22 protein-coding genes are annotated in these 22,976 nt (G+C 70.9%); 14 read left to right on the top strand and 8 right to left on the bottom strand.

What is annotated here, in order from left to right:
• Window positions 1–425: 425 nt before the first annotated feature.
• Both ACWD02_RS39590 and ACWD02_RS39585 read right to left on the bottom strand, forming a co-directional pair.
• Window positions 426–1,007, bottom strand: a complete 582-nt coding sequence (locus ACWD02_RS39590; protein WP_451220738.1) for a DUF6417 family protein — start codon at window positions 1,005–1,007, stop codon at window positions 426–428.
• Between the two features lie 147 nt (window positions 1,008–1,154).
• On the bottom strand, window positions 1,155–1,985 hold the full coding sequence (locus ACWD02_RS39585) for a helix-turn-helix domain-containing protein (RefSeq protein WP_451220735.1): 831 nt from the start codon (window positions 1,983–1,985) through the stop codon (window positions 1,155–1,157).
• 102 nt (window positions 1,986–2,087) lie between these two features.
• Here ACWD02_RS39585 and ACWD02_RS39580 point away from each other — a divergent pair, with 102 nt between their 5' ends.
• Both ACWD02_RS39580 and ACWD02_RS39575 read left to right on the top strand, forming a co-directional pair.
• Complete coding sequence (locus ACWD02_RS39580) at window positions 2,088–2,858, top strand: SDR family oxidoreductase (RefSeq protein ID WP_451220732.1); 771 nt, start codon at window positions 2,088–2,090, stop codon at window positions 2,856–2,858.
• A 264-nt stretch (window positions 2,859–3,122) separates the two neighbouring features.
• Window positions 3,123–3,497 carry an ANTAR domain-containing protein gene (locus tag ACWD02_RS39575; RefSeq protein WP_451220729.1) on the top strand — a complete coding sequence of 125 codons (375 nt, stop codon included), beginning with the start codon at window positions 3,123–3,125 and terminating at the stop codon, window positions 3,495–3,497.
• Window positions 3,498–3,568: 71 nt separating this feature from the next.
• Here ACWD02_RS39575 and ACWD02_RS39570 read toward each other — a convergent pair whose 3' ends face one another.
• A complete protein-coding gene (locus tag ACWD02_RS39570) occupies window positions 3,569–4,444 on the bottom strand; it encodes an oxidoreductase (protein ID WP_451220726.1) in 876 nt (291 codons plus the stop codon).
• Between the two features lie 79 nt (window positions 4,445–4,523).
• Between ACWD02_RS39570 and ACWD02_RS39565 the strand changes: the two genes are divergently transcribed.
• From ACWD02_RS39565 to ACWD02_RS39545, 5 genes are all read left to right on the top strand, one after another.
• On the top strand, window positions 4,524–5,192 hold the full coding sequence (locus ACWD02_RS39565) for a DNA-binding response regulator (RefSeq protein WP_451220723.1): 669 nt from the start codon (window positions 4,524–4,526) through the stop codon (window positions 5,190–5,192).
• Window positions 5,193–5,292: 100 nt separating this feature from the next.
• Entirely contained in the window at window positions 5,293–5,595 is a 303-nt protein-coding gene (locus tag ACWD02_RS39560) for a hypothetical protein (RefSeq protein WP_451220720.1), read from the top strand.
• A 116-nt stretch (window positions 5,596–5,711) separates the two neighbouring features.
• On the top strand, window positions 5,712–6,902 hold the full coding sequence (locus ACWD02_RS39555) for an NAD(P)/FAD-dependent oxidoreductase (RefSeq protein WP_451220717.1): 1,191 nt from the start codon (window positions 5,712–5,714) through the stop codon (window positions 6,900–6,902).
• Window positions 6,903–6,912: 10 nt separating this feature from the next.
• Complete coding sequence (locus ACWD02_RS39550) at window positions 6,913–7,851, top strand: sigma-70 family RNA polymerase sigma factor (protein WP_451220714.1); 939 nt, start codon at window positions 6,913–6,915, stop codon at window positions 7,849–7,851.
• Between the two features lie 177 nt (window positions 7,852–8,028).
• A complete protein-coding gene (locus ACWD02_RS39545; protein WP_451220711.1) occupies window positions 8,029–11,940 on the top strand; it encodes an ATP-binding cassette domain-containing protein in 3,912 nt (1,303 codons plus the stop codon).
• Between the two features lie 133 nt (window positions 11,941–12,073).
• Here the strand turns inward: ACWD02_RS39545 and ACWD02_RS39540 are convergent, their stop codons facing one another.
• Together ACWD02_RS39540 and ACWD02_RS39535 are read right to left on the bottom strand one after the other, a co-directional pair.
• Window positions 12,074–12,676, bottom strand: a complete 603-nt coding sequence (locus tag ACWD02_RS39540) for a hypothetical protein (protein ID WP_451220708.1) — start codon at window positions 12,674–12,676, stop codon at window positions 12,074–12,076.
• Window positions 12,673–13,329: a hypothetical protein gene (locus ACWD02_RS39535; RefSeq protein WP_451220705.1), complete on the bottom strand. Its 657-nt coding sequence runs from the start codon at window positions 13,327–13,329 to the stop codon at window positions 12,673–12,675. Before ACWD02_RS39535 ends, ACWD02_RS39540 begins: the two co-directional genes overlap by 4 nt.
• A gap of 297 nt (window positions 13,330–13,626) precedes the next feature.
• Between ACWD02_RS39535 and ACWD02_RS39530 the strand changes: the two genes are divergently transcribed.
• From ACWD02_RS39530 to ACWD02_RS39510, 5 genes are all read left to right on the top strand, one after another.
• Window positions 13,627–15,039, top strand: a complete 1,413-nt coding sequence (locus ACWD02_RS39530) for a helix-turn-helix domain-containing protein (protein WP_451220702.1) — start codon at window positions 13,627–13,629, stop codon at window positions 15,037–15,039.
• Complete coding sequence (locus ACWD02_RS39525; RefSeq protein ID WP_451220699.1) at window positions 15,036–15,605, top strand: NUDIX hydrolase; 570 nt, start codon at window positions 15,036–15,038, stop codon at window positions 15,603–15,605. Before ACWD02_RS39530 ends, ACWD02_RS39525 begins: the two co-directional genes overlap by 4 nt.
• 117 nt (window positions 15,606–15,722) lie before the next feature.
• Entirely contained in the window at window positions 15,723–16,568 is an 846-nt protein-coding gene (locus ACWD02_RS39520) for an LLM class flavin-dependent oxidoreductase (protein ID WP_451220696.1), read from the top strand.
• Between the two features lie 65 nt (window positions 16,569–16,633).
• Complete coding sequence (locus ACWD02_RS39515; RefSeq protein WP_451220693.1) at window positions 16,634–17,263, top strand: DUF6461 domain-containing protein; 630 nt, start codon at window positions 16,634–16,636, stop codon at window positions 17,261–17,263.
• An 86-nt stretch (window positions 17,264–17,349) separates the two neighbouring features.
• Window positions 17,350–18,216 (top strand): LLM class flavin-dependent oxidoreductase, encoded by an 867-nt coding sequence (locus ACWD02_RS39510; RefSeq protein ID WP_451220690.1) that lies wholly within the window; start codon window positions 17,350–17,352, stop codon window positions 18,214–18,216.
• Between the two features lie 70 nt (window positions 18,217–18,286).
• On the opposite strand, the gene ACWD02_RS39505 is transcribed toward ACWD02_RS39510, so the two are convergent.
• Window positions 18,287–18,892: a maleylpyruvate isomerase family mycothiol-dependent enzyme gene (locus ACWD02_RS39505; protein WP_451220774.1), complete on the bottom strand. Its 606-nt coding sequence runs from the start codon at window positions 18,890–18,892 to the stop codon at window positions 18,287–18,289.
• A 135-nt stretch (window positions 18,893–19,027) separates the two neighbouring features.
• Between ACWD02_RS39505 and ACWD02_RS39500 the strand changes: the two genes are divergently transcribed.
• The gene (locus tag ACWD02_RS39500) at window positions 19,028–19,501 is read left to right on the top strand and encodes an NUDIX hydrolase (protein WP_451220687.1); all 474 of its coding nucleotides are present in this window, start codon (window positions 19,028–19,030) and stop codon (window positions 19,499–19,501) included.
• 109 nt (window positions 19,502–19,610) lie between these two features.
• Window positions 19,611–20,555, top strand: a complete 945-nt coding sequence (locus ACWD02_RS39495) for a TIGR01777 family oxidoreductase (RefSeq protein ID WP_451220684.1) — start codon at window positions 19,611–19,613, stop codon at window positions 20,553–20,555.
• 116 nt (window positions 20,556–20,671) lie between these two features.
• On the opposite strand, the gene ACWD02_RS39490 is transcribed toward ACWD02_RS39495, so the two are convergent.
• Complete coding sequence (locus tag ACWD02_RS39490) at window positions 20,672–21,334, bottom strand: hypothetical protein (RefSeq protein ID WP_451220681.1); 663 nt, start codon at window positions 21,332–21,334, stop codon at window positions 20,672–20,674.
• Window positions 21,335–21,647: 313 nt separating this feature from the next.
• Window positions 21,648–22,832 (bottom strand): MalY/PatB family protein, encoded by a 1,185-nt coding sequence (locus ACWD02_RS39485; RefSeq protein ID WP_451220678.1) that lies wholly within the window; start codon window positions 22,830–22,832, stop codon window positions 21,648–21,650.
• Window positions 22,833–22,976 lie beyond the last annotated feature (144 nt).

Raw genomic sequence — 22,976 nt, 5'->3', positions numbered from 1 at the left:
ACCCTGGGACGGAGCCGGTGCCAGGTTCTCGACATCTTGCGGTCCGCCGACTCAGGCAGCCGGCTTACCTGTTCGCCCCCCCACTGTCCGCCTCCCACGGGAGCATTGTGTCCGAGGGCGGTGTCAGTGCGGGTGTCATGATCGCGGGATGGCCGACGATTCCCTTTCCGTTCCCTTCGGTCGAATGTCGCCACCGTGACTCCGGCCCTCGACCGCATCATCGACGACCGGTTCGAGCTGAACGCGCACTGGGGCACGCTGCACCACGTCCAGACCCTCACCGGCGTACGCGGACGCGGCACCGGACGTGCCCTCATGCATGAGGTACGAAGGAGTGCCCGGGACAAGATGGGTCCGGAGCAGCTACGCCTCGCCGCACGCGCTGGCGGCTGCGGCTCGCCCGGACGACGACCGCGACGAGGTCCTCATGATTCTCGCTCCCCTTTGAGCTCAGGGACGAGGAGGGGCGCAGGGGGCGGATAGCTCACCCCGTAGACACGGGCGAACCGGTTGGCGGGGGCCGACGATCCGCCGAGCCGTTCGAGAAAGAACGCGCGGGCCATCGACTGCATCTGCTCACCGCTGACATACACGACCCACCTGTTGGACGCGGCGTTGAACCGGGCCGCCTCGACAGCCGACCGCAGGCCCGACGCCGGCCCGTGACGCAGTCGTGCGCGTAAGTCGATAAACCGTCGCAGGGCGTCCAACTCCGAGCGGCGCAGGCCCACCTGCTGCAGTCCCGGCGCTGGTTCCTCGACGGCCGGGGGAGTGGCGCGTGCCTGCGCGTACAGGAGTGCGTCCCAGCCGTCGGTCGTCAGCTGCACCGCCCACAGGATCGGCCGGCCCGCCTGCGCGGAGAGCTCCGCCTGTTCCTCGCGTGGCGCCACCCGGGCCAGCCCGAGTTTCACCAGGGGGCCCGTGGTGCGTTCATCGAGTCCGGGCCCCGCCGTGGCCCATCCATCAGTGCTGCGCTGCACGTCAGCCACCCGTTGCAGCAGCGCCATATGCCCAGCCGAGCGCCGCATCTCTGCCCCTCCCGCCGAACAGTGCGTTGCCGCGACGCTAGCGTGCATCCGCGCCCCGAGGGGCGCTGTTGAGAGGGTCTCCCCCTAAAAGAGCCGGTGTTCTGGCTCTGTGCGCCGGGGCGTCGCTCAGGGCGCCTGGCGCGTGGTCGCGGTCAGTGAGCCGAGCAGGGTGAGCGCCTCGCTGCTGGGGGAGGCCGGTTCGGCGTGGTAGACGACGAGTTCCTGGCCGGGCGCCGAGCGGACGTCGAAGGTCTGCATGGTCAGCGTCAGCGGCCCGACCTCGCGATGCTCGAAGCGCTTGCGTTCCAAGGCTTTGCCCCGGGCGTCGTGACGGGCCCACAGCTCGGCGAACTCCGGGCTGAGCGCGAGCAGTTCAGCAAGCACCTGCCGTACCCGCGGATCATCGGGCGCCACGCCGTGGCCGAGCCGGAAACCGGCCACGGAATTGCGCGCGACGTCGTACCAGTCGCGGTAGAAGGCGCGGGCGGCCGGATCGGTGAACACGACATGCAGGAGGTTGCGCGAGTGTGCCCAGCCGTGAAAGAGCGCATCGGCGATCGCGTTCGAGGCGAGGACGTCGTACGCCCGGTTGTAGACGACGGCCGGATTGTGCGGCCAGGCGTCCATCAGGGCCAGCAGGCTCGGCTCGACCCGGTCCACCACCGCGGCCGCCCTGACACGCGGACCGACCCCGGCGACCCGGAAGAGGTGCAGCCGGCCGTCCTCGTCGAGGCGCAGGGCGGTGGCCAGGGCATCGAGCACCTGCGCGGAGGGCGAGCGCTCCCGCCCTTGCTCCAGGCGTACGTAGTAGTCGGCGCTGACCCCGGCGAGGAGAGCCACCTCCTCGCGCCGCAACCCCGGCACCCGGCGGTGTCCCGTGGCGGGGAGATCGACTGCGGCGGGAGTGACGAGGGCGCGCCGGGCGGTCAGGTATGCGCCGAGCTCAGAGCGTGCCATGTCCCCATGCTAGGTCCGGACCCGCCGCGCTTCCTGGGTGCGCTGCACCCAGGAGAACGCCGCCTCTCCCACCGGCGCCCCGGCCGGGCCAGCCTCGACGACATGACCACACAACAACCGGAAAACAGCGCGCCCACCGACCGCAAGGTCGTCCTCGTCACCGGCGCGAGCAGCGGCATCGGCGCGGCCGTCGCCGCACGCCTGGTGAGCGAGGGGCACCTGGTGGTGGCCGGTGCGCGCCGCACCGACCGCCTGGACGAACTGGCCAAGAACACCGCCGAAGCAGCATCCCGCTCCGGCGGTGACCTGGAGCCGGTGCGCCTTGACGTGACGGACCGCGCCGATGTCGCGGCCTTCGTCCAGGCCGCTCGCGACCGCCACGGCCGCGTCGACGTCCTCATCAACAACGCCGGCGTCATGCCCCTGTCGCGGCTGGACTCCCTGCTCGTCGACGAATGGGACCAGATGATCGACGTGAACGTCCGCGGCCTGCTGCACGGGATCGCCGCGGCGCTGCCCGTGTTCGCCGCCCAGGGGTCGGGGCACTTCGTCACGGTCGCGAGCATCGGCGCCCACGAGGTCGTTCCCACCGCTGCCGTCTACTGCGGCACCAAGTACGCGGCCTGGGCCATCACCGAGGGCCTGCGCCAGGAGGTGGACCCCTCGATCCGGGTCACGACCGTCTCGCCCGGCGTGGTCGAATCCGAGCTTGCCCACACCATCACAGAAACCGGCGCCGCCGAGGCCATGCGCAGTTACCGGGCACACGCGATGGGACCCGAGGCCATCGCGGCCGCCGTCTCCTACGCGCTGGCGCAACCGGCCGACATCGACGTCAACGAAATCGTCGTACGCCCGGCACGCCAACGCTGATCCGGCCGCGGTTGGTGCCCGTTGTCAATGGCGACGACATGTATCGCGCCCGTTTGAGATCAATGCAGGTGGCTACCCGATCCCTGCGTAAGTACAGCGCTGTGCGACGTAGGCGCCGGTTGGTTGGGACATACAGCCACCGGCGCTGCCGCATGCACAGAACCGCAAACTATGGCCATAGATGTGGAGAATCTGCGATGCTCGGCTCATCAGCGGTTCTGCCGGCCCGACAGAGGCAGCCCGAGTAGACGAGAGGCAGAGCGGGTGGCTTCCTCACCGGACTCTCTCAACACATCGGCCCTGAAGCCTCGCTGTGATGCCGAGCAGCAGGCCCCCGACGACGAGTGCGCGGACGAGGTGGCCGAGATCAAGGCACTGCGCACCGAGGTCAACGAACTGCATCGCGCCATGGAGTCCCATCCGTCCATCGACCAGGCGCGGGGGATGCTGATGACGTTGGGTCCGTGCACCGCGGACGAGGCGTGGAAGATCCTGGTCGAGGTGTCGCAGCACTCCAACACGAAACTGCGCGCGGTGGCGGAGGAGCTGATCGCGACAACCGAGGGCGAACCGCTGCCGAGCCCCGTGCGCGCGGCGCTCGGCGAGGCACTGAGGAAGCGACAACCCGCCACGGGGTAAGAAAGTCCCGCCCACCGCCCCGTGGCCAAACCCGGCACTCCGGGCCGGCCACGGGGCGGTGCAGCGCTACGTCAGCCCCTCAGCTCCGCAAGGTCGGCCGCATCGAGGCGCAGGCCCGCCGCCGCGAGGTTCTCGGTGAGGTGGGCGGGGGAGCCGGTGCCGGGGATGGCCAGCATGTTCGGTGAGCTCGCGAGCAACCAGGCGAGCGCGACCTGCGCGGTCGTCGCGTCGTGCCGCTTGGCGACGTCCGCGAGGCGACCGTGCTCGATCGGGTCGAAGCCGCCGCCGAGCGGGAAGAACGGCACGTAGGCGATGCCGTGCTCCTCGCAGCGCGCGAGAACGGCCACATCATCGGCACGATGTACGTGGTACTGGTTCTGCACCGCGATGACGGGCGCGAGGCCCCGCGCCTCGTCGAGCTGTGCCGCATCGACATTGCTGACCCCCAGGTGACGGATCAGCCCCTCGTCGCGCAGTTCCGCCAGCGCCGCGAACCGCTCGGCCACGCTCTCGCCACCGGGCTCACTCATGCCGCCGACCCGCAGGTAGACGAGGTCGAACCGGTCCAGACCGAGGGCGCGCAGGTCCTCGGTCACCAGTTCCCGCAGCTGCTCGGGGCCCGCCTGGCCGGTGGGCATGCCGTCCGGGCCGCGCAGCGGGCCCACCTTGGTGGCGATCAGCAGATCGGCGGGGTAGGGCGCGAGCGCCTTGCGGATCAGGTCGTTGGCGCTCACGTCGCCGCGGGCGTAGAAACCGGCCGTGTCGATGTGGTCGACTCCCGCGTCGACTGCCTGCCGCAGCACCTCGACACCGGTCCGGGGATCGCGTGCCGGTCCGGTGAAGGTGCCCGCCGCCAGGCGCATCGCGCCGAAGCCGAGCCGGTTGACGCGGAGGTCGCCGCCGAGGGTGAACTGGCCGCTCGCGGCGGCCGTGATCTGTGTGGTCATGACCCCAGCCTCAACCGGCCAGGGCCGTCGACGGACCGGATGGCAACCTGTTGCCACGATCGTGAGGAAGACTGGGAGGGTGACCGACCACACGACGCTGACGGTGCAGGGCGAGGAGGAGCTGGTCGCGCGGACCGCCCAGTTGTTCGGCGAGACGACGCGGGAGTTCTTCTGCGCGGCCAACGACCTGCACACCTGGTCCCGGCCCGAGGCCAGGGCGGCGATCGCGCGCCGCCTCGGCCCGCGGACCGCCGACGGCATGGTCGTGCGCAAGCTCTACACCCCCGCCGTACTGGCCGACGAGGAACAGCGGCTGCATTTGTTCGCCGTCGCGGCCGCCGGTGGGCAGGTGCGGATCCGCGCCGCGACGCTGCCGCACGAGACGATCATCCTCGACCGCAGGGTGATGATCCTGGCCGGGCGCAGTGGTGCCCGCGGCCGAGAGTTCACCATCACCTCCGCACCGGCTCTGGTCGAGGGCGTACACGCGCTGATGAATGCCACGTGGGACGCCGGGACCCCGCTCGCCGACTATCTGCGGCGCGAGACCGAGGGCCTGGACGCCGATTCGATCCCCGTGCTGCGAGCACTCGCGGCCGGACTCACCGACGCCGTGGGCGCGCGCCGTGTCGGCATGTCCGTACGGACCTATCGCAGACGGGTCGCTGAGTTGATGACGGCATTGGAAGCCGACTCCCGCTTCCAGGCCGGTGTCAACGCGAGCCGCCGCGGCCTCACCGGCAGCTGACCGGCGCCCACCGGGGCGCCGCCTGTCAGGTACCGGCTGCTCGGAGCGCAGCCGTCATCGGCTACTGTCCCCACGGGATGATCACGGGGGTGAGGAAGTCATGATCGGACGGTGGTACACCGCGTTCGGCGTCAACGTGCTGCTCGGCGGCCCCGCCCTCGTCCCGCTCTTCATGCTCTACTACGTCGTCGCGACCTGGGCGCATCCCGCACCGGAGGAGAACGACGGCCTCGGCATCGTTCTCGTCGCCTTCGGACTCCCCGTCGCCGCCTGCGGCTTCCTCTGGTGGGCCGTCAACCGCCCCTTTGCCCGAAGGACCCAGCTCGCGCCGGCCCAGTACTGGGCGCTCAGCCTCCTCGGCACCTTCACCCCCGCCATCGCGCTCCTCTGCGTCGATCCCTGAGCACGAGCTCGGGAGACCCCCCTCCGCCAGGTGACCCACGTCACACCCGGCTCCTGTCAGTAATCGTGGCGCCATCTCGTTCAAGGGGCACGCTCGAACGAGACAGGAGCAACGCCATGAAGCACCGCATCGTCGTCCTCGGCGCCGGATACGCCGGGGCCTTCGCCGCCGGAAACCTGGCCCGCCGGCTGTCGCCCGCCGACATCGAGATAACCGTCGTCAATGCCCTGCCCGACTTCGTCGAACGGATGCGGCTGCACCAGCTCGCGAGCGGTCAGGACCTCGCGGTTCGCAAGCTCGCCGACATCTTCGCGGGCACCGGGGTACGGCTGCGCCTCGCGCGTGTGACCGGCGTCGACCCCGACCGCAGGACCGTCGCCGTGAGCGACGAGGACGGTGACGGGGAGGTCGCGTACGACACGCTCCTGTACGCCCTCGGCAGCTCCGTCGCCCATCACGGTGTCCCCGGCGTGGCCGAGTACGCCTTCGACGTCACCGGCAAATCCTCGGCGCTGCGGCTGCGCGAGCGCCTGGCGGGCCTCAGTGAAGGCGGCAGCGTCCTGGTCGTCGGCGAGGGGCTGACCGGCATCGAGACCGCCACCGAGTTCGCCGAGTCGCGGCCCGACCTCGACATCGCACTCGCGGCCCGCGGCGAGCTGGGCGAGTGGCTCTCCCCGAAAGCCCGCCGCCACCTGCGCCAGGCCTTCGACCGGCTCGGCGTCACCGTCCACGAGCACACCGACATCAAAGCCGTCGATCCGACACGGGCGATCGTCGCCGACGGCACGTCCATCCCGGCCCAAGTGACGGTGTGGGCCGCCGGGTTCGCCGTGCACCCCATCGCGGCCGCCAGCGGTCTGGAGGTCGCCGAGGCCGGCCAGATCGTCGTCGACGACACCATGCGCTCGGTCTCGCACCCGGACGTCTACGCCGCCGGTGACTGCGCCTACGCGATCGGCGAGAACGGCCGGCCGCTGCCGATGTCCTGCGCCTCGGCCGGGTTCACCAACATGCAGGCGACCGCCGCGATCATCGCGCGCCTGACGGGCAGCGACGTCCCGACCACCGGGCTGAAGTACTACGGCAACCACATCAGCCTCGGGCGGCGGGACGCCATCTTCCAGATGGTGGACGGGGAGGCCAGGTCGAAGTCCTGGTACCTGGGCGGCAAGGCCGCAGCGCGGCTCAAGTCGAGCGTGCTCAAGGGCTCGGGGTGGGGCATCGTCCACCCGACCTTCGGCATGCCGAAGCGCAGGCGCCGCCTGGCCACCGCGCCCGGCCAGGTGGCTGTGAGGGCCACCGCATAGGTTGTTGCGCATGGACAGTGCAGCCATCGATCGGTTCGAGGCCAGCCGGGGGCGGCTGGCCTCGCTCGCGTACCGTCTGCTCGGCTCGGCCGCCGACGCCGAAGACGCCGTACAGGACACGTTCCTGCGCTGGCAGGCGGCGGACCGTGCGCAGATCGCGGTGCCGGAGGCGTGGCTGACCAAGGTCGCCACCAACCTCTGCCTTGACCGGCTCCGCTCGGCGCAGGCGCGCCACGAGCGAGCGGCCGGAGCCTGGCTGCCCGAGCCGCTCCTGGAGGGCGACCCGATGCTCGGCCCGGCGGACACCTTCGAGCAGCGCGAATCGGTGTCATTGGCCGTACTGACCCTCATGGAGCGCCTTTCGCCGGTCGAGCGGGCGGCCTACGTCCTGCGTGAGGCCTTCTCGTACGCCCACGCCGAGATCGCCCAGATCCTCGACGTCACCGAGGCCGCGAGCCAGCAGCATGTCCACCGGGCCCGACGCCGGATCACCGCCGATCGGCGCGGCAGGGACGAGGTGGACCCCGCGTCCGCGCGTCGGATCGTGGAGGAGTTTCTAATCGCCGCGGCATCGGGGCGAACCGAGCGGCTGGTGGAGATGCTCACCGCCGACGTGACCGCGGTCTCGGACGGCGCGGGACTGGCCAGGCGGCTGCTGCGGTACAAGACGCGCGAGCGCGTCGCTTCCTACGTGGCGGCCGGCTTCAAGCCCACGCCCGCGAAGCGGCGCCTTGCAGGCGGTTCCCCCGCGCTGCATGTCGCGCTGGTCAACGGCTCCCCGACCGTCGTGGCGGTGATCGAGGGCCGGGTCGTGGGTGCCGTGGCGTGCGAGGTCAGCGGCGGCAAGGTCGCATCCCTGCACGGCATCGCCGCCGCGGTCCGGCTGACCCGCCTCGACGAGGTCTGGCAGCAGTACGATCCCGGCGCGCCGGTCATCAAGGCGTGGTGAGCGAACCACGACCCGAGCCACACCCAAGCGAGCCGGAGCCGCTCGCGCAGCCGTGATTGCGCAGGTGGTCGGCGGGTGACCGGCAGCGTCCGGTCACGACCGGGACCGTCGCCGGGGTGCACGGCTCCTCTGTGAGCATCGTGCTTCCGACGGTGGTGCGCGGCTCAGGAGGCCGGAATGCGGACGTGGCAGGAATGGACGGCCGCAGTGCGGCTGTTGTGGCGAGCCGGCCCCCGGCATACGGCCGCGCTCGCCGCGACCGTGATGTGCGGAGCGCTGACGGGGCCGCTCATCGTGGTTGCGACCGGACGGCTGGTGGGCGCGCTTCCCGGAGCCGTGGAAGGGGGCGCCGGGTCGGAAGAGGCCAGGAGCGCCCTGGTCGTCCTCACCGTGTTCGGCGCGCTGACCCTCCTGCGCACGGGGCTGCGCGCCCTGGAGAGCGGGCTCGCGGCGGTCCTGCGACTGCGGGCCGCCGGCGTGGTGGAGGACCGAACCATCGCGGCGGGGACCGGCCCGGACGGCATCGGACACCTGGAGGAGCCGGGGTACGCCGACACCCTGCGCCTGGCCACCGAGCAGGGCACCCGGCCGGACCAACTCGCCTCCCTGCTGCCCGAGATCGTGCGCCCGCGCCTCGAAGGGATCGGCCTGCTCGTCCTGTTGGCGCCGCTGGCATGGTGGGCACCGCTCCTGCTGGGGCTCGCGGCGGTCCTGACGTACCGCTCGTATCTGCGCTTGTCGCGCCAGGTGCACGGCAGCATGGAGTCGGCGAGCGCGGTGATCCGGAAAGCGGCCTACCTGCGCTCGCTCGCGCTCGATCCCGAACCAGCCAAGGAGGTACGGGTCTTCGGGCTCGGCGACTGGCTCGCCGACCGGATGACGGCCGTCTGGCAGTCGGGCATGGCCAGGGTCTGGTCCACCCGCGGGACGGCGGCACGGCGGGCCTATGGCGCGGTGGGATTCGTGGTGCTGGGGGAGGGCCTGGTCCTCGGCTACGCGGCTTATGCCGCCGCGCGCGGTGATCTGGGGCTGACCGAGCTCGTGATCAGCGCCCAGGCGGCACTCGCCCTGCCCGCACTGGGCTGGGTCGGCGACGACGACCTCATGGTGCGCGACGCGCTGCTCGGGCTGCGGTCGCTCGCTGCGCTGGAGGCGCGGGGAACGGTCGACAGCGACGCCCGGGGCGCCCTCGGGCCGCAGAGCACCTCGGGGGATGGCGACGGGAGTGCCCGCCGTGCCCGCGCCAACGGCCACAGGGCAGCCGGGAACGGCCATTCCAACGGTCGGTCCCCGGCCGCCCGGCACGGCATCGCCTTCGAATCCGTGGACTTCACCTACCCCGGCACGGACCAACCCGTGTTACGCGGCCTCGACCTGAAGATCCCGGCCGGGTCGTCCGTGGCCATCGTCGGGGCGAACGGTTCCGGCAAGACGACACTGATCAAACTCCTCGCCCGGCTGTACGAGCCCGACGCCGGGCGCATCACGGCGGACGGCGCGGACGTGCGCGCGTGCGACGCGCGGCAGTGGCGGCGAGGCATCTCCGTGGTCTTCCAGGACTTCGTGAAGTATCCGCTGACGCTGCGCGACAACGTGGCGATGGGCGCGCCGGACATCGGCGGCGACGCGGATGCCCTGGAGCGCGCCCTGGAACTGGCCGACGGCGCCGACCTGCCCGGCAGGCTGGGCGCGGGCTGGGACACCGTGCTGTCCAGGCAGTTCGCGGGCGGCGCCGACCTGTCCGCCGGCCAGTGGCAGCGGGTCGCGCTGGCCCGCGCGCTCCTGGCCGCGCGGTCGGGGGCCTTGCTCGTGCTCGACGAGCCCACCGCGCATCTCGACGCGCGTGCGGAGGCCGACTTCTTCGACCGGTTCCTGACGGTGAGCGGGCAAGCCACCACGATCCTGGTCTCGCACCGGTTCTCGGGCGTACGCAAGGCCGGCGTCATCCATGTCATGGACGGCGGGCGGATCGTGGAGAGCGGCTCGCATGACGCCCTGATGGCGCTGGGCGGCAAGTACGCCCGGATGTACCGGCTCCAGGCCGAGCGTTTCGTCGACGGCGACACGGGGTCGGGTGCGGTTGAAGCTGCCGGTCCTCGTGGCGTGGGGGAGGCTGCCGCTGGTGGATCGGGTGAGTCCGCGCCTTCGTCCCGGTCGAGCGCACGGCCGGCAGATCGCGTCTTGTCGGAAAGCGCCGGCGACACCGGCACCGGCACCGACAGCGACACTGACACTGACACTGACACTGGAACTGACCCTCCCGAGGTGTCCGAAGGCGGCTGGCGCGGTGTGTTCGACGCGCTGCGCACGCTGGTCGTCGAGTCCTTCCGTGAGTCCTGGAAACTCGCCGTGCTCGGATTGCTGCTCGTGCCCGCCGCGGCCGGACTCGCCGCCCTGCAGGCCCTGTGGCTGAGGTCCATGGCCGAAGGAGCTCAGCAGGGGCTGCTGGCGTCCACCGTGTCGGCGGCTCTTCTGCTGGTGGTGAGCCTCGGTGTGTGGGAGGCGGTCGAACTGGCGGCCATCGGGGCCAGGATCGGGCTCAGCGAGCGTGTCGGCTTCGCCTTCGACCGGCTCCTGGCCCGGCTGGCCGCGGGGATTCCCGGACTGCGCCACCAGGAGTCCCCCGCGTTCCAAAACCGGCTCCACCTGCTGCGTGACCGCACCCTGGCCATGGGCGCCCTGCTCAACTGGGTGCTCAACCTGCTCGAACAACTCGGCGGCTTCCTGGTGACCGCCGCCCTCCTGGCCACCGTCCACCCCGCCCTGCTCGTGCTCCCGCTCGTCGGGGCGCTCGCCCTGCGCCTGCAGATCGCCGCCCGAGGTGTCATCGCCCGCGCCCAGGAGGCCACAGCGGCCGACTACCGGCTGGCCGCACGCCTGGCCCGTCTCGCGACCTCGCCGGACGCGGGCAAGGAACTGCGCGTCTTCGATGCCGGGCACGAACTGTGGTGCAGGGTGGGCGAGTTGCGTGGCCGCGCGGATGGTGTGACAAGCCGGGCGCAGTGGCGGTTCGCCGCGATCGGGTGCGTGGCCGGACTGCTCAACACCCTCGGTCTGATCGGCGCGGTCGCCTTCGTCGTGCATCTCGCGGTGACGGGGCGGACCGGCCTCGGCGCCGTACTGCTCGCCGTCGTCCTCGCCGGGCGCTTCACCGGACATGTCGGCGGACTCGTGCAGGCCACAGGTGCCGTCGTCGAACTCCTGCAGAGCGCCGAGCGGTTGCGCTGGCTGCGGAGGTACGCCGAACAGACGAGCCCGGCGCCTGTGGCGACCGACGCTGACCGGACGCCGGTGCCGCCGAGGCTGCGGCATGACATCGCCGTCGAGGGGCTGTCCTTCCGCTATCCCGGCACCGCGATGACCGCGCTGCACGACGTCGAACTGCGCCTGCCCGCCGGGGGAGTGGTGGCCTTGGTCGGTGAGAACGGCTCCGGGAAATCCACCCTGGTCAAACTCCTTTGCCGGATGTACGAGCCGACGCTCGGCCGGATCACGGTCGACGGAATCCCCCTCGACGCCCTCGCCCCGGAGCGGTGGCGCGAGCGTACCGGCGCCGCGTTCGAGGACTTCGTGCGCTATGAGTTCGCCCTCCGCGAGACCGTCGGCATAGGCGACCTGCCGCGGGTCGCCGACCTGCGGGCGATCGGTGACGCCGTGGACCGCGCCGGGGCGGCCGACCTGCCCGGCACGCTGCCGGACGGCTTCGGCACACAGCTGGGCAGCCGCTGGGAGCGCGGGGTCGATCTGTCGACGGGCCAGTGGCAGAAGCTGGCGCTCGCGCGGGCGCTGATGCGTCCGGAGCCGCTGCTGCGCATCCTGGACGAGCCGACCGCCTCCCTGGACGCGGAAACCGAGCACGTCATCTTCGAGCGCTACATCGAGGCCGCGCGCCGCCCGCGGGCGGACGGCGGGCCTCCGGACACGGTCACGCTGCTGGTGACGCACCGGTTCTCGACCGTTCGCGGCGCCGACCTCATCGTCGTACTCGACCAGGGCCGCGTCGCCGAGACGGGCAGCCACGACGAACTCCTTTCGCGGGGCGGCCTCTACGCCCAGATGTACGACCTCCAGGCGCGCGCCTACCGGTGACGGACGGCTCGAACGCGACACGCACGAGCCGCCGACACACGAAACTGGCGACACACGCCCCGCTTACACACGAAAAGGAGCGCCGGCCCGGGCCGGCGCTCCTCCGTTCTGCCCCTGTTCTACCTGCCTCCGGCTACGCGGCAGCGTCCCGCGCGATCACCCACGCCGGGTCCCGCGGCTCCACCTTGTTGGCGAAGGCGACGAGCTGGGCGTACGCGGCCAGGTCCGCCATCGCGGACTGGATCCGCGGCAGCGCGGTGTCCGCCGCCGGGACGTCGATCCGCTGCAGCCACTCGCCGATCAGGGCGGCCACCGCGAGCGTGCGGTCGCGCATGTCGTTGGCGATGCCGAGCGGGCCACCGGTCCTGGCCTGCCGGGTGAACGCCTTCCACAGCTCGGCCGACTGCGGCACCTGACCCAGGCTGACGCCCGAGCGGTAGAGCCGGTCGTAGTCGAGCCTGCTGTACCAGGCAGCGGTCTCTTCGGTGAGGGTGCCCGTCGCGAGGATGTCGGCCACCTGCTCCAGCAGCCTCGCGGCGCCGCCGAGCCGGTCCTGTGCCGCCGCGGCATACACGGCGGCACCGGCCACCCCGTCGCCGTGCTCGGCGAGTTCGAGGGCCCGGCACAACTCGCTGGTGGCCGCGTTCAGTTCGGTGCCCGCTGTCAGCGCAAGCTGCTTCTTGTTGCGCAGGTCCTCCTCACTGAGACTGAGGAGCTTGTTGCAGACGGCGCTCATATCCCGTTCCTCCTTTCCTGGCCGGCACCGGCGACGGCGACGGCGCTGGGGGTCATGCCGAGGATGTTGATGACGGCCAGGGCCTGACCGTAGATACGAATGCGGTCGAACCCGGTGAGCAACTGCCAGGCCACGCGCTGCCAGTCGGCGGCACCGGCTTCGGACGCGTGGGCCGCGAAGCCCTCGAGCCCCGCCGCGAACCCGGTCAGTTCGGACACGAAGTGGCCGAATGCCGCTTCGTCGCCGCCCTCCTCGTAGCGCAGCGCGATGGCCTCGACGGCAACCCGGTCCAGCTGGACCAGGTCCGCGTCGCGGGCCGCGCCGAGCGTCTCGCGCACCGGGGCGGTCCCGCCGCCCGCGACCCGCAGCCGCTCGTCGTGGACCGGGTAGAAGCCCAGCTCCTGGGCGACGCGGTGCGAGGCGCGGTACTCCACCAGTGCGGCCCGGACGGCAGCGGCAGCGCAGCGCACCCGCAGGGCGGCCTGGCGCACGTCGTTGAGTTCCAGGTCGGAGTGCATCAGGTGCAGCTCGCTTCCCGCCCGCATGAAGTGGGCCGAGCCGGTGGCGATGGGGCCGTCCACGCGCTCGTACAGGGACTGTTCGGCCACGCTGCCGTCAGGCAGGCTGGGGGCTTTGTTGCAGACCCTACTCATATAGGTCGTGCCTCCTTGGTTGTCCGATGTCGGTCGTGCGGTGTTGCGACGCCCGTCCTCCGGCGTCCGACGGGAAGCCGCACCAAACCGGCGGACGGCATTTCACGAATGCCGTAGTGACAGCCGGTGTGGTGCCCGGTCGCCGGTACGCGGGATCCGAGCGGTAGATCGATGCTCGCCCGCGTTCCGGGAGGCGATCCTCGAAATCGGGCACCGCCGGACAGGTCCGGATGGCCTCGGCCAGGCGGAGGTCTCACGGCCTCGCCCGCTGCGGGCCGGGTACGGAGGATGCGATCCATGCCAGCGGGAACGGGGGCGGCGGGACACCCGCCGGACGGGGGGCCGCGGGAGGCGACGGCAGACGTCGGCCCGGTCGATTCCGTGGACACGGCCGACGCGTTGGCCGCGCTGCTGCGCCAGTTGCGCAGGCGCGCCGCGCGCAGGGACGGGGGCGCACAGATCACCTACAGGCAGTTGGCGGCGCGAACGGGATGGGCGCATGGAGTGATCGGCGACTACTTCGCGGGCAAGACGCTGCCGCCGACGGACCGCTTCGACGCCCTGGTCCAGTTGCTCGGCGCCACCGGCCACGAACTGCGCCTCCTGGCCACGGCCCGCGACCGGGTGGAGGAGGCGCGCCGCTTGCGCCCGGCCGCCAACGGACGAGCGGGTCCGCCCGGCAAGGAGGGTGCCGCCCCCGTGCCGCCGGTGCCTCGCCAGTTGCCCGCGGACATCCCCGAACTCCCCGGCCGGGCAGGGGAACTGGACGTACTCGACGTGCTGCGCCCGGCCGCGCGCGGCAAGGGCCCTCTCGTGGTCGCCCTCGACGGCCCCGGCGGCGTCGGCAAGTCGGCGCTCGCCGTGCACGCGGCCCATCGGCTCGGTGAGAGGTTTCCCGACGGCCAGCTCTACGCCGACCTGCGAGGCTCACGCCGCGACGAGCACCCGGTTTCGTCCGACGTCGTGCTCAGGCGCTTCCTCGGCGCCCTGGGGGCGCCGCGGCCGTACCCGGGCAGCGCGGCGGACGCGGCGGCGGCCTACCGCACGCTGCTCACCGAGCGGCAGGTTCTGATCGTCCTCGACAACGCCCTGGACGCGGCCCAGGTGCGGCCCCTCCTGCCCGCCGCGCACGGCTGCGCGGTCCTGGTCACCAGCCGCGGTGTCCTCGCCGCCCTGAACGGCGCCGTCCACCTCCACCTGATGCCGCTGCCGCCGGCGGCGTCCATCGACGTGCTCGGCCTGTGGGCGGGAGCGGGTCGGCTGAAGGGCGAGTGTGCCGCCGCCGAGGTGATCGCGCGGCACTGCGATCACCTGCCGCTGGCCCTGCGCATCGCGGGCGCCCGCCTGGCGGCACGTCCCCGGTGGCCGGTACGCGAACTCGCCGACCGCCTGGCCGACCCCGGGCGTCGCCTTGCGGAGCTGTCCTTCGCGGACCTGGACATGCGCGCGGCCCTGGATGCGGGCCACCGGGAACTCCTGACCCGCGGCCCCACCGGCCGGGCAGCAGCGCTCGCCCTTCCCTTGCTGGCGGCCGTACAGGGCGAGTTGACGGTGACGCGGGCGGCAGCGACGACCGGCGGGACGCCGTCGGAGACCGAGGTGATCCTGGAGCAACTGGTCGACGTGCAGTTCCTGGAGTCCCGGGCCCCCGGCCGCTACTGTTTCCACCCGCTCACCCGGCTGTTCGCCCTGCGATCCTGTGGACCATGACTGAGTTGGTGGAACGCGTCGACGAGCACGACGAAGTGCTGGCCGTCGTGGACAGGGCCGAGGCGATACGGCACAAGTGGCTGCACCGGGTGGCGACCATCGTGTGCCGCGACACGACCGGACGCATCTTCGTGCACCGCCGCCCCGACGACATGTCGCGCTTCCCGGGCCAGTTCAACATGTCGCGCTTCCCGGGCCAGTTCAACTGGATGCTGGGTGGGGCGGCGGATGTGGGCGAGTCCTACGAAGAGGCCGCCGCGCGGGAGCTCGCGGAAGAGCTCGGTGTTCAGGGACGGCCGCGGTTCGTGCTCAAGTTCCGCTGCGCGGGGGTGATCAGCCCGTACTGGCTCGGCCTGCACGAGGTCGTGGTGAACGAGCCGGTGCGACCCGATCCCTCGGAGGTCGCTTGGCACGCCTGGATGACGGAGCGCGAGTTGGCTGACTTGGTGCGCCACAAGGCGTTCGTCCCCGATGCTCGCGAGGCGCACGAACGCTACGACCGACACCGGCGCGGACATCCCCTTCATAATCCGCTTGGCCCACCGAACCACCCGACCCTAAAGTGAGGTCACTTCGACGAGACGTTCCCCAGAAGCACGCCGCAGAGCGGGAGCGTCCCACCTCGCTGAGGTGCAGGGGAGGCGGCAGTTTCTTTGTCGACCCTTCCTCCGGAGGCTTCCTTCATGAACGTCGGTATCGGTCTGCCCATCGGCGACCCCGCCACCTTGCTCGCCTGGGCCCAGCGCGCCGACGCGGGCCCCTTCAGCACCCTCGGCCTGCTCGACCGGCTCGTCTACGACAACCCCGAACCCTTGGTCGCCCTCGCGCTCCTCGCCGGCGCCACCTCTCGCATCCGTGTCCAGACCGAGGTCCTGCTCGCTCCGCTGCGCGACACTGCCCTCCTCGCCAAGCAGGCCGCCACCCTGGACCAGATGTCCGGCGGGCGGCTGGTTCTTGGGCTCGGCGTCGGTGGCCGCGACGACGATCACCAGGTCGCCGGCATCGACATCCACACGCGGGGCCGACGTCTCGACGAGCAGATGGCAGTCATGCGCCGCCTGTGGGCCGGCGAACCGTACGGCGACGGCATCGGCCCGATAGGCCCCGCGCCCGCCAGGCCGGGCGGCCCCGAGGTCCTCTTCGGCGGCTTCAAGCCCGCCGCTGTCGAACGCGTCGCACGCTGGGGCGACGGCTTCCTCGCCGCCGCGCCGCCCGCCTGGGCAGGTGGTCTGTTCGACACCGCCCGCAAGTTCTGGAAGCAGTACGACCGCGAAGGCGAACCGCGCATCGTCGCCCAGATCAACGTCGCGCTCGGCCCGGACGAGGTGATCGAGGACGCCCGTACGAACATGCACGCCTACTACGCCTTCACCGGCACGCCCGACCGCATGGTCGCCGGCCTGTGCACCACCCCGTCCGAAATCCGCGAAGCCATCGCCCGCTTCGCCGACCTGGGAGCCGATGAGGTCATGCTCTACTGCTACGGCCTCGACCCCCACCAGGTGAACCGGCTCGCCGAGCTCGTGTGACGGGTCTACGGGGGCGGATCGGGGGTTCTGCCGTGATGGGTCATCAACTGCCGGAAGGACAAGTAGTGGGCAACGGGCTTCGATGGATAGCGAACACGTACGACGGGAGCTACACCTTCACCTTGTGTCAGGGCATCACGCCGCGGGAGCTGCTGGTGCGGATCGGAGCAAAGCCACACCACGTCCACGAGCTGACCGACCTGGCGGTCACAGAACTGCTGGTGCGGCCGGAGGACGGCCATCTGAGCGATCTGGAATTCCTTAACTGGGAGGACGAAGCCCTGGTGACCCAGCTGACCGAGGCCGGGTTTCTGTCGCACCCGGACACGATCGTGCGGGCCGGGGCCATCCCGGGCTGGGCCTACGCCCTTGAGGCCTTCTCCTCTCACTCGCGCGACCAACTGGGCGAACTCTCGCGCGGCACGCGGGCATACACAGTCTTCAGTTCCGGCGCAGGCATGCAGTTGGTGGGCCATGCGTGCGACGGCCGGGTGCTGACCGACTACGAACCTCGGGAGGCGGGCCAGGAGGTCGCCCCGACGGACGAGCAGGTGCCCGGGTTCACCTACACCGGTGAGGAGACCGCCGACGTCGCCTTCCTCGGCTTCCTGGAGGAAGAGCTCGGGATCCACATCGCCTGGGAAGACACCCTGCTGCCGCTGCCCACCGCCGCCTTCGGACATACCTTCTCCTGACGCAGCCCGTCAGGCGGGCCCGAAGGACGCCCCTCCCAAGCGGATGCGCGGTTGCCGGTCGTGGTGTCGTGCAGCAGGATGCGGGGATGCGATTCTCGGTGAACATCCCGAACTTCGGTGACTTCGCAGACCCCAGGACCGTGGCGAAACTGGCCGTGGCGGCGGAACAAGCAGGGTGGGACGGGCTGTTCGTCTGGGACCACGTCCTGCATCGCAAGCACGCGGGCAGGCCCTTCGGGGATCCCTGGATGCTGCTGACCGCCGCCGCGCTCGCGACCTCCCGGATCAGGCTGGGCACGCTGGTCACACCGGTCGCGCGCCGGCGCCCGCAGCAGCTCGCACGCCAGGTGGCGACCCTGGACGTCCTGAGCGGCGGCCGGGTCACCTTCGGTGCGGGCCTCGGCGGGCCCGTCGAGGACGAGTACGCCAGCTTCGGCGACACCACCGACGCGAAGGTGCTGGCCGAGCGACTCGACGAGGGCCTGGACCTGTTGCGGCGCTACTGGTCGGGCGAGCCGGTGAACCACGACGGACGCCACTACCAGGCACGTGACGTGACGCTGCTGCCGGCCACGGCGCAACGCCCCCGGCCGCCGATCTGGGTCGCCGGTTTCTGGCCCAACCGTCCGCCCATGCGCAGGGCCGCCCGCTGGGACGGCGCCGTCCCGCTGTTCACCGACGCCAAACACGGACACGTGCCGCCGATCGACCAGGTCCACGACTTGGTGGCCTACGTGGAGAAACAGCGCGAGGGCCGGGCCGGTACACCCTTCGACATCGTCCTCGGCGGTGCGTCGCCGGGAGAGAACGCGGCCAAGACCCGTGACCTGATCGGCCCGTTGGCCGATGCGGGAGTCACCTGGTGGGACGAGCGGCAGATCCAGACCAGCGACGGACTCGACCAGTTCGAGCCCGTGCTGCGCCGCGTCGAGCAGGGCCCGCCGGTGATGTAGACGTGGCGGGGAGAGCGAGGTGCCGCGCTCGTGGCGTCCGCTGCGGCCATCCCGCCGAACCGGCAGGCCGTCAGGCGGTTTTCCTCAGTGTGGCGGCTCCCGGCCCGTCCAGCTCGTCCAGCGCTCCCGAGCGCCCGGAGATGGCCAGCAGCAGGGAGAGGGCGGTTCCGTGCACCTGCGGGCCCTCGCCGATCGTCAAGTCGGAGTCGGTGGAGGTCAGTTGCAGACCGGCCACCTTCTCCTTGGCTCCACCGAAGGACGCCGACGTACGGGCCTGCAGGCGCAGTGATCTGTTGACGGCCTCCGGCAGGTAGGTGTGGGTGAGCCCCAAGGGGCGACGGATGTCCTCGCCGTGTACGACCTCCTCGACCAGCCGGGTGTCGAGCGGTGCCGGAGGGGCCGATGTACGCGTGGCCACCTGACGCAGGCGCTCCAAGGTTTCCTGCGGTGAGGCACCACGCTCGCGCCGCACGCCGCGTGTGTTCTGACGGTCGAAGTCGAAACGTGCACGGACCATGGCACCCACGAAACCCAGGCGCGTGGTGCGAGCCGTGTCGATCAGGTGGGCGACCACGTCGTGCACGGTCCACCCCTCGCACAGGGAGGGGTGATCCCACTGCTTGTCGTCGAGGTGCGTGAGATCCTCGATGAGCGCCGCACGCTCCGCGTGGACCATCGCCCAGACATCATCGTTCACGGCTGTTCCTTTGCTCGATCCCAGTGTCTGTCAGGGGAAGACCCATGGCGCGGCAGGAACTCATCGCAAGGCAAGGGGCGCGTGGTGGTTCGTAGCTTCGCAGGGGAGGCAGGAATGAGTTTCAGGCTGGCGGCGTACGCGGTGTGTGTCGAGGACGGACGGGTGCTGCTCGCCCGGCACGTGTCGCCCCGCGGTGAGTCGACTTGGACGCTTCCGGGCGGCCGGGTCGAGCAGGGCGAGGACCCGTTCGACGCGGTCATCCGGGAGATCGCCGAGGAGACCGGTTGTCAGGCGGTGGTGGAGAGCTTGTTGGGCGTGGACTCAAGAATCATCCCAGCAGCCGAGCGCAGTTTCCCCGGCGGGCCGGAACACCAGAACCTGGGCATCTACTACGCGGCGCGCATCACCGGGGGCCAACTCCGGCCCGAGCCGAACGGCGGGATCGCCGAGTCGGTCTGGACCCTGATTCCCGATGTCGCCGGCCTGCGCCGGTCATCGCTGGTCGACATCGGCCTCACCTTGGCGCTGACCCGCCCCGCGACCGGCCACGTCGCTCCTGTCGCGGTCGGCGGCCTGATCCAGCACTGAGGCACCTGTGCCGCGCGGCGTGAAGTCACCGCCGAGCCCGGCCCACTGCCAAAGCCCCGGTTTAGGCTCATGCGGGCAGAGTGGTCACCGAGCGAGGGGGGGAAGCGCGATGAAGGTCGTGCTGGCTGGAGGGACCGGGCAGGTCGGAGCTGTTCTGGAGCGGGTGATGACCGCCGCGGGGCACGATGTCGTCGTGCTGACCAGGAGTCCCGGGCGTGAGCGTCACGTGGGCTGGGATGGGCGGACACCGGGTTCCTGGACCGCGGAGATCGATGGCAGTGATGTCGTGGTCAACCTGGCGGGGCGCAGTGTGAGCTGTCGCTACACCGAGGCCAATCTGCGGGACATGATGGACTCGCGGGTGCAGTCCGCCGAAGCCGTCGGCGAGGCCATCGCGGCGTCGGCCAAGCCGCCTGCGCTCTGGCTCCAGATGAGCACCGCCACCATCTACGCGCACCGCTATGACGCACCGCACGACGAGGCGACCGGTGTCATCGGCGGTACGGAGACCGGGGTCCCGGACTACTGGGAGTACAGCGTCCGGATCGCCAGGAACTGGGAGCGCGCACAGCAGGACGCCGACACCCCGCACACCCGCAAGGTCGCTCTGCGCGCGGCCATGGTGATGAGCCCCGACCGGGGCGGTGTCTTCGACGTCCTGCTGCGGATGGCACGGCTGGGTCTGGGTGGGCCGGTCGCGGGCGGATCCCAGTACCTCTCCTGGATCCACGACGAGGACTTCGTGCGCGCGGTGGAGTTCCTGATCGCCCGCGACGACATCACGGGCCCGGTGAACCTGGCCGCGCCCGGCCCACTCCCGCACCGCGCGTTCATGCGCGCGCTACGGGCCGCGGCAGGCGTCCGGGTGGGACTTCCCGCCACCAAGTGGATGGCGGAGATCGGCGCCTTCGTGCTGCGCACGGACACGGAACTGCTCCTCAAGAGCCGCCGCGTGGTCCCCGGCCGGCTGCTCGAAGAGGGCTTCGTCTTCGAGCACGCCGCCTGGCCGGACGCGGCGGCCGACCTCGTACGCAGGGCACGGGAGCGCCGCTGAACGGTGCGGTGACTCGCTGCGGCGAGAAGGCGCGGCCAGGGACCAGACGACCGCAGTGGCAGCTACGGGCAGTTGCCCACCAACAGTGCCGTGCGCGTGTCCGTGCCGAGGCTGACTCAGCCGGCGTCACCCGCCGGCTGCGGCGCGGCTGCCGCGTCCGCGGGGGCGACCGCGGTGTAGAAGACGGAGGAACCCTGCTTGGTGCGCTGAGCCCGGCCCTTGGCGACCAGACCCTCCACCGTGGTGCGCACCACGGTGGTCTTGATGGTGCGGTCCGGGAGTTCCTGGGAGAGCGCGCCGGTGATTTCGGCGGCGGAGCGCGGCTCCTTCTGCCGGCCGAGGTGGTTGCCGATCAGTTCGACCAGCGTCGGCCCCGCCGTTGTGTCGGCAGACTTCTTCGCGGTGGCCTTGGGCGCACTCTTGGCTGCCTTGTCCTTGGCCTTTTCGGCGCCCTTGGCCTTGGTGGCAGCGGGCTTCTTCGTTCGGGCCGCACCGGAATTGTTCGCACTTGCCCGTGGGGCGGGTACCGCCTTCTTGCCCGTTGACGCGCGGCTCGTCGCCGCCTTGGCGGTAGGTGCCGGCGTTCCGGAGGTGCCGAGCGCCTGCTGCATGCTCAGCAATACCGCGTGGTCGTCCTCCAGCGTCTGCAGCTGCTGTTGCAGTGCTGCCAGCTCAGCCCCGACGCGCTCTTGTTCCTTGCGGTTGCTCTCCAGGTCCGTGGCCACGCGCGTGGCGTATTGGGCCTGAACTCCGGCGGTTTCTGGCTGAACGTCTGACATGACAGTGACCTCTTCGTGAGCGCACGCGGTCGTGCGGATGGCGGATCGTGCTCACGACTGAGCACTCCTGATGGGGGGCGCATGTGCTGCACCCCTGAATGTTGGCTGCCCAACTTGCAACTGCAGTAACTCATGTGTTGGGCCATGAAGGCTACGTTCTTGAGTCTGCCGACGAACACCCGAAAGGGAAAACTGACCCTCGCCCACACATCAAGTCGATACCGCGTTCGAAATAATGGTGGGTGGTGAGGCGAAAGGTATGCACCTATGTCTCATGCGGGTGTTGGTAATTCCATCGGCTCGGTGCTTGCCCTCAGGCGACCGCAGAACCCATCCGTCGGACCGCCTCGGTGAGGACCTCAGGTGAGGCGGCCAGGTTGAGACGCACGAAGCCCTGCCCGCCCGTTCCAAAGGTGTTGCCGGAATTCAGGGCGACGCGGCCGCGCCGCAGGAAAACCTCGGCCGGGTCATCGCCCAGATCCAACTCCCGGCAGTCGAGCCAGGCCAAGAAGGTGCCTTGCGCGGGTGTGTAACCGATGGAGGGCAGATGCTCTGCCAGCAGAGCGGCCAGCAGCCGGCGGTTGTCGTCGAGGCCCGAGAGCAGGGCGTCGAGCCAGTCACCTCCGTCGCGCAGGGCTGCCGTGTGGGCGATGATGCCCAGGTGACTGGGTCCGTGGCTGACCTCTTCGGGCATGCGGGCGAGGTCGTCGGCGGCCTCGGGGCCCGCGATGGCGAGGGCCGCCTTGATCCCGGCCAGGTTCCAGGCCTTCGACGCCGACATCAACGACAGCCCGTTCTCCGCTCCGGGCACGCTCAGGAGGGGCACGAACGACGCCCCTGCCGCCACGACCGGAGCGTGGATCTCGTCCGCCACGACGCGTACGCCGTGTTCGCGCGCCAGGTGCGCGATCCGCGTCAACTCGGCGGCGGTGTGCACGGTCCCGGTCGGGTTGTGCGGACTGCACAGCAGATACACCGGCCGGGCGGCACGTCGTACCGCACGCCGGAAGACGTCCTCCAGCACGGCGAGGTCGACCCGCAGGTCCGGGCCGAGCGGCGCCTCGACCACGGGCCGGTCGAGGTTGCCGACGAACTGGTAGAAGGGCGGATAGACGGGGGAGTTGACGATGACGGGGTCGCCGGGCGCGGAGACCAGCTTGAGCATCTCGACGACTCCCAGCATCACGTCGGGCACGATCGCCGTACGCTCGACCGCGGGCCCGTCCCAGGCCCAGCGCTTGAGGGCGAACTGGGCCAGCGCCTCGGCGTAGGCCGTCCCGGCGGGATAGCCGGTGTCGCCGAGCCGCACGGCATCGGTGATCGCCTCGGCGACCGGCTCCGCCAACGGGACGTCCATCTCGGCCACCCACAGCGGCAGCACGTCGTCCGGGTAGGTCCGCCACTTCATGCTCGTACGCCGCCGCAGCTGCTCCAGTGAGAGTCGGCGCAGTGGATTCGCGCTGTCGGGCGCGATGGGGTCACGCGACACATTCTCCATGGGTAGAAAGTAGGCAGGGCCGAGCGGATTCATGCCTGCCTCGACGCGATCAGGTGTCGGTCCTGGGGTGAGCGCGGTGGGCGCGCCGTTCATGGCCGGCGTCTGCGTGTCGGGCCGCAGGGCATGCACCGGGCCACTTTCAGC

The sequence above is a fragment of the Streptomyces sp. NPDC002853 genome, from assembly GCF_053591915.1.
Note: the sequence above shows the minus strand (reverse complement) of the source record. Positions and strands in the feature narration are given on the sequence as shown.

Coding starts and splice junctions, on each gene's coding strand:
- ACWD02_RS39520 (WP_451220696.1), top strand. CDS start 15,723: ATGAACGTCGGTATCGGTCTGCCCATCGGCGACCCCGCCACCTTGCTC.
- ACWD02_RS39545 (WP_451220711.1), top strand. CDS start 8,029: ATGCGGACGTGGCAGGAATGGACGGCCGCAGTGCGGCTGTTGTGGCGA.
- ACWD02_RS39550 (WP_451220714.1), top strand. CDS start 6,913: ATGGACAGTGCAGCCATCGATCGGTTCGAGGCCAGCCGGGGGCGGCTG.
- ACWD02_RS39485 (WP_451220678.1), bottom strand. CDS start 22,832: ATGGAGAATGTGTCGCGTGACCCCATCGCGCCCGACAGCGCGAATCCA.
- ACWD02_RS39555 (WP_451220717.1), top strand. CDS start 5,712: ATGAAGCACCGCATCGTCGTCCTCGGCGCCGGATACGCCGGGGCCTTC.
- ACWD02_RS39540 (WP_451220708.1), bottom strand. CDS start 12,676: ATGAGCGCCGTCTGCAACAAGCTCCTCAGTCTCAGTGAGGAGGACCTG.
- ACWD02_RS39590 (WP_451220738.1), bottom strand. CDS start 1,007: ATGGCGCTGCTGCAACGGGTGGCTGACGTGCAGCGCAGCACTGATGGA.
- ACWD02_RS39570 (WP_451220726.1), bottom strand. CDS start 4,444: ATGACCACACAGATCACGGCCGCCGCGAGCGGCCAGTTCACCCTCGGC.
- ACWD02_RS39490 (WP_451220681.1), bottom strand. CDS start 21,334: ATGTCAGACGTTCAGCCAGAAACCGCCGGAGTTCAGGCCCAATACGCC.
- ACWD02_RS39560 (WP_451220720.1), top strand. CDS start 5,293: ATGATCGGACGGTGGTACACCGCGTTCGGCGTCAACGTGCTGCTCGGC.
- ACWD02_RS39535 (WP_451220705.1), bottom strand. CDS start 13,329: ATGAGTAGGGTCTGCAACAAAGCCCCCAGCCTGCCTGACGGCAGCGTG.
- ACWD02_RS39580 (WP_451220732.1), top strand. CDS start 2,088: ATGACCACACAACAACCGGAAAACAGCGCGCCCACCGACCGCAAGGTC.
- ACWD02_RS39495 (WP_451220684.1), top strand. CDS start 19,611: ATGAAGGTCGTGCTGGCTGGAGGGACCGGGCAGGTCGGAGCTGTTCTG.
- ACWD02_RS39525 (WP_451220699.1), top strand. CDS start 15,036: ATGACTGAGTTGGTGGAACGCGTCGACGAGCACGACGAAGTGCTGGCC.
- ACWD02_RS39510 (WP_451220690.1), top strand. CDS start 17,350: ATGCGATTCTCGGTGAACATCCCGAACTTCGGTGACTTCGCAGACCCC.
- ACWD02_RS39530 (WP_451220702.1), top strand. CDS start 13,627: ATGCCAGCGGGAACGGGGGCGGCGGGACACCCGCCGGACGGGGGGCCG.
- ACWD02_RS39500 (WP_451220687.1), top strand. CDS start 19,028: ATGAGTTTCAGGCTGGCGGCGTACGCGGTGTGTGTCGAGGACGGACGG.
- ACWD02_RS39585 (WP_451220735.1), bottom strand. CDS start 1,985: ATGGCACGCTCTGAGCTCGGCGCATACCTGACCGCCCGGCGCGCCCTC.
- ACWD02_RS39505 (WP_451220774.1), bottom strand. CDS start 18,892: ATGGTCCACGCGGAGCGTGCGGCGCTCATCGAGGATCTCACGCACCTC.